At 40.5% G+C, this 4,514-nt stretch carries 6 protein-coding genes and 1 tRNA gene; 5 read left to right on the top strand and 2 right to left on the bottom strand.

Going from position 1 to position 4,514, the window contains the following annotated elements; translation table 11 throughout:
• From NTU69_08515 to NTU69_08495, 5 genes are all read left to right on the top strand, one after another.
• A partial coding sequence (locus tag NTU69_08515) for a laccase domain-containing protein (protein ID MCX5803554.1) occupies positions 1-195 on the top strand: 195 nt, incomplete at its 5' end.
• Positions 196-319: 124 nt separating this feature from the next.
• Complete coding sequence (locus NTU69_08510; GenBank protein ID MCX5803553.1) at positions 320-2,452, top strand: ATP-binding protein; 2,133 nt, start codon at positions 320-322, stop codon at positions 2,450-2,452.
• Between the two features lie 520 nt (positions 2,453-2,972).
• A complete protein-coding gene (locus tag NTU69_08505; GenBank protein ID MCX5803552.1) occupies positions 2,973-3,221 on the top strand; it encodes an MEDS domain-containing protein in 249 nt (82 codons plus the stop codon).
• A gap of 138 nt (positions 3,222-3,359) precedes the next feature.
• On the top strand, positions 3,360-3,602 hold the full coding sequence (locus tag NTU69_08500; protein MCX5803551.1) for a type II toxin-antitoxin system Phd/YefM family antitoxin: 243 nt from the start codon (positions 3,360-3,362) through the stop codon (positions 3,600-3,602).
• The gene (locus NTU69_08495; GenBank protein MCX5803550.1) at positions 3,578-3,862 is read left to right on the top strand and encodes a Txe/YoeB family addiction module toxin; all 285 of its coding nucleotides are present in this window, start codon (positions 3,578-3,580) and stop codon (positions 3,860-3,862) included. Before NTU69_08500 ends, NTU69_08495 begins: the two co-directional genes overlap by 25 nt.
• Before the next feature lie 254 nt (positions 3,863-4,116).
• Here NTU69_08495 and NTU69_08490 read toward each other — a convergent pair.
• Both NTU69_08490 and NTU69_08485 read right to left on the bottom strand, forming a co-directional pair.
• Positions 4,117-4,191 (bottom strand) — tRNA-Val (locus tag NTU69_08490).
• Positions 4,192-4,373: 182 nt separating this feature from the next.
• Positions 4,374-4,514, bottom strand: a 141-nt coding sequence (locus tag NTU69_08485; GenBank protein MCX5803549.1) for a hypothetical protein, incomplete at its 5' end; no start/stop codon positions are given.

The following is a 4,514-nucleotide window of genomic DNA, read 5'->3' as shown; positions in this document are numbered from 1 at the left end:
CACATATTCAGGAAAACAGAAACCTCCCTGTTTTTAAATCTAAAAAGGGCGAATACCGGGATGCTCAAGGATGGTGGTATAGAAAAGATATACGATACAGGTTTCTGTACCTGCTGTAATGAAAACCTTTTTTACTCTTATAGGAGGGGACAAAAAGAGGACAGGCAGATAAACTTTGTTTCTTTGAAAGGATAAGGTATAATTAAACAAAAGAACCAGGGTTCAAGGGGTCAAGGGTTCAAGGGTATTAAAATCACCTGAACCCCAGACCCCTTGACCCCTAGAACCCTGATTTTTTATATGGTATTGGATAGACATTATGATGAAATATAGAAAAGAGCTCTTCTGGGCAACTATTATAGCTTTAACCTTTGCCTTTCTTATATACTTCGAAACACAACTCCCCTTCTTCAAAAAATTCCTCCCTATCGGTGAAAATAAACTCATCGTGATGATACTGAACATCAACCTGCTACTGATTCTGCTCCTCTTCTTTCTGGTGACAAGGACTCTCATCAAAACATATATAGAAAAAAAGAGGGGGATATGGGGTTCTGGACTGAAAACAAAACTTACCCTGACACTGCTTTTCATCTCAATTCTCCCATCCTTCACCCTTTTTATACTCGCCACAGGTTTTTTCCATGTAAGCATGGATAAATGGTTCAGCCAGAAGATAGAGGATACAATTGAAAATGCCCTTACCTTTTCGCAATTCTACTATGAGGACCTGTTTCAGCGACATGAAAAAACAGGGACCATGCTTGCAGAGGATCTCGGCAAGAAAAGGATATTAGAAAATGAGAGGGCACTGGATACATATATCAAAAGAAACATAAAAACACACCTTCTCGGATATTTTTCCATCTATGACCCTTACGGCAATATAATCAAGAGCAGGAGCAATCTCAAGGAAGTACCGGAACAGATACTGTTTGAAAAGACAAAAACACTTATAAAAAACAATTCCATGAGGGCAATAATTCCCCTGGAAAAAGGGGAACTGATCGTCACCGGTACTAAGATCACCGATGAATCTGGAAATGTACAGGCATTTGTGTTTATCGGTGACATGATAAGGGTTCATGGAAAACAACGGATAGAGGAAATTGCCGCTGCAAATAAGGAATTTAAGGAGGCAAGACCCTTCAAAAAGATACTGAAATTCAGTTTTATAATTCCCCTATTCCTCATTACAATCATGACAATATTCTTTTCCGTGTGGGTTGGGATAAAAATGGCAACAGAGATTACCATCCCGATAGAGAGGATGAAAGAGGGGGCTTCCATTATAGCAAAAGGTAAATTTGACATCAATCTCGAAGACAGGGGCAAGGATGAGATAGGGACCCTCGTGAGCGCATTCAACAGCATGGCAAAGGAACTAAAGATTACAAAGGATGAGATTGAAGAAAGAAGACGATATATGGAGGTAATACTCGATAACGTAGCCTCGGGTATCATATCTACAGATAAGAAGGGCAATATTCTCCTCTTGAACAGGGCTGCCAAAACGATCCTCGGGATTGAGGGGGAAGCATGGACAGGGATACAATTAAAGGAAATTCTCGGCGACGATTTCAGAAAGCTCATGAAATCTTTCCTGAAAGAGGCAAGGGGGGCAGATGGTGGAAGCATCACAAAGGAGCTGAGGCTGAACCTGAAAAAGGATATTACCTATATAAGGGCATCCCTGACAATCCTGAAGGATGAAGCGAATAGGGTCGAGGGATTCATCATCACCTTTGATGACATTACCCATATAGTAAGGGCTGAAAAGCTTGCTACGTGGAGAGAGGTTGCAAGAAAGCTGACCCATGAGATAAAAAACCCGCTCACACCTATTATTCTTTCTGCAGAAAGGATAAGGAGAAGATTGTTGTCCCATTTTGAAGGCAAGGAAAAGGATGTCCTGGATGAAACAACATCTGTCATTATAAAATCAGTGGATGATATAAAAAGGATAGTGAATGAACTTACAAAACTGACCCATACCTCACAGGCCAAGGCAATTGAAGATATAAACACAATAGTGGATGAGGTAATTAATCTGTATAATCACCTGTACCAGAACATCACCTTTCATCTGGAAAAGGCAAAAATCCCCCAATTCAGGGTTGACAGAGATGGGATAAAAAGGGTGATAATAAACCTCATTACTAATTCAGTTAAGGCAATAGATAGCCAACAGGGTACTATCACCATCAGTACAAAATACGATAAGCAGAAAGGGGTTGGTATAATAGAATTCGCCGATACTGGAAAGGGTATCCCGGCAGAGGACAAGGAAAAAATCTTTGACCCCTATTTTACAAAGGAGAAAGAAGGTATGGGCCTCGGTCTCGCCATAGTCCACTCCATCGTTTTAGACCACCATGGCAAAATCCACGTAGAAGACAACATCCCTCAAGGCACAAGGTTTGTCATCGAACTCCCCATAATAGAAGCGTAAACATTGGCCCATAGCTCATGGTTCATAGCTCATAGCTGGGAACTGGTAGTTTATGAACCAACATTTACAATTCAGACACTGGACTTAAGACTTTAGACATCAGACTTTTCTATGGGTGTCTAATATCCCAATTCCTACTATATTTGCTGGTACTGATACAGCAGCTCTTCTCATCTAAGAAGACTTATGACTTTAGACCTTAGACTTTGGACTTTATTCTCATAAATCTAATGTCTTGTGTCTGATGTCTATGGTCTAACAATTTGTGTAATCTCTACCCATTCCCTTCTGTTGTCTGAAGTCTATTGCCTTATGTCTGGTTAAACTCTGTCAAAAGAATTAAATGTCAGCTGTCAGACGGGTTTGAAAAGGAGGTATTGTCGCAAATGTATGTGACTTATACAATTTATTGTCTTATTATTGTTCCCATGCTATACTTATATATTATAAAAATACTATAGCATCCAATCATAGCCCTTCATTAAGATAGTATAATCCCCTGATATGGCGGGGGTATGATATGAATACCAATGCAAACGAACAAAAGATCCGCAAATTACCCCAGGCTCTAAAATCATTAAAACCCCACGATCATCTCTGCCTCATCTACGAATCACATGAAGAATGGCGTGATGCTGTTATCCCTTTCATAAAGATTGGGCTCAAAAAGGGTGAAAAATGTGTCTATGTGGTGGATGTCCATACCGCAGAGCAGGTGAGACAGTACCTTCAAGAAGAAGGGGTGGATGTCGCCGAAAAAGAAGCATAATTCAGCTGGTATTGTGTTCAATGTCGGAGGATATGTTCCGATGTTTGCTAAAATGACAAGGCAGTATAAAAAATAAGTGAGGTGATAATATTTGACAATACGTACGTAATATGATACGTATTAATGGAGGTAATAAATATGACAACATTAACAGTCAGTGAAGCAAGAGCAAAACTGTATAAACTGCTGGACGAAACAGCTTCATCGCATGAGCCCATCCAGATTACAGGAAAAAGAAACAATGCTGTCATGATTGGTGAAGATGACTGGCGGGCAATACAGGAAACTCTATACTTGCTCTCAATCCCAAAGATGAGAGAATCAATTCGGAAAGGACTAAAGACCCCTGTTGATAAATGCAGCAAGGAACTCAAGTGGTAAATTGGCAACTTGTTTTCACCAAGCAAGCCATGAGAGATGCCAAAAAACTTGCAAAAACAGGTCTTCGTTCAAAAACTGAACCCCTTTTGGATATTCTGAGCAAAGACCCGTTCCAGCAGCCGCCTCCTTTTGAGCGATTAGTCGGTGATTTAGAAGGAGCTTATTCTCGTCGTATTAATATTCAGTATCGTCTTGTGTATCAAGTTCTGCCAGACATTAGAACTGTAAAGGTGATTCGCATGTGGACCCATTATGAATAATGAACTGAATATTTTTCACCTCACACACCAATGCAGCCGACCGCTTACCTCCCCCACACACATACTCATCCCACCGTCCCTACAGACCCACCCTTGGTATTGAGAAAGCCCTTGAAGAGATAGAGCAGAATAAGGGGATTCTCTATGACAGTGAAGTAGTCGATGTATGCCTGAAGCTGTTCAGGGAGAAAGGGTTCAAACTTGAATAAATAGGGTTACGAATTAGATGATAATTTGTAACTCATTGATTTTAATGGTAGGCGCAAGGGGTATTGAACCCCTGACCTCTACCGTGTCAAGGTAGCGCTCCCCCACTGAGCTATGCGCCTACAGTGATTGAATTTTATACCAGCGATTTCATTGAGTTGTCAAGGAAATTTAGCTCATGACCATTGAATAACCAATCACCAATAACCACATTACAAATTCCAGACAAAAAATGTTTGGATGTTGAAAAATTGGTTATTGGAATTTGTCTGGTGATTGGTGCTTGGTAATTGGCTATTAAGCATTACTGAAACACCACATTCCCTTTGTTATCAACATCTATTGTTATGGTAGCGCCCTCTTTGACCTCGCCTTTCAGTATTAACATGGCAAGGGCATCCTGCAATCTTTTCTGGATAAGTCTCTTAAGCGGTCTCGCACCATA

It is taken from the genome of Pseudomonadota bacterium (assembly GCA_026388215.1).
Classification (GTDB): Bacteria; Desulfobacterota; Syntrophorhabdia; order Syntrophorhabdales; family Syntrophorhabdaceae; genus JAPLKF01.
The sequence above is the reverse complement of the archived record's forward strand: the minus strand, read 5'-3'. Positions and strand labels throughout refer to the sequence as shown.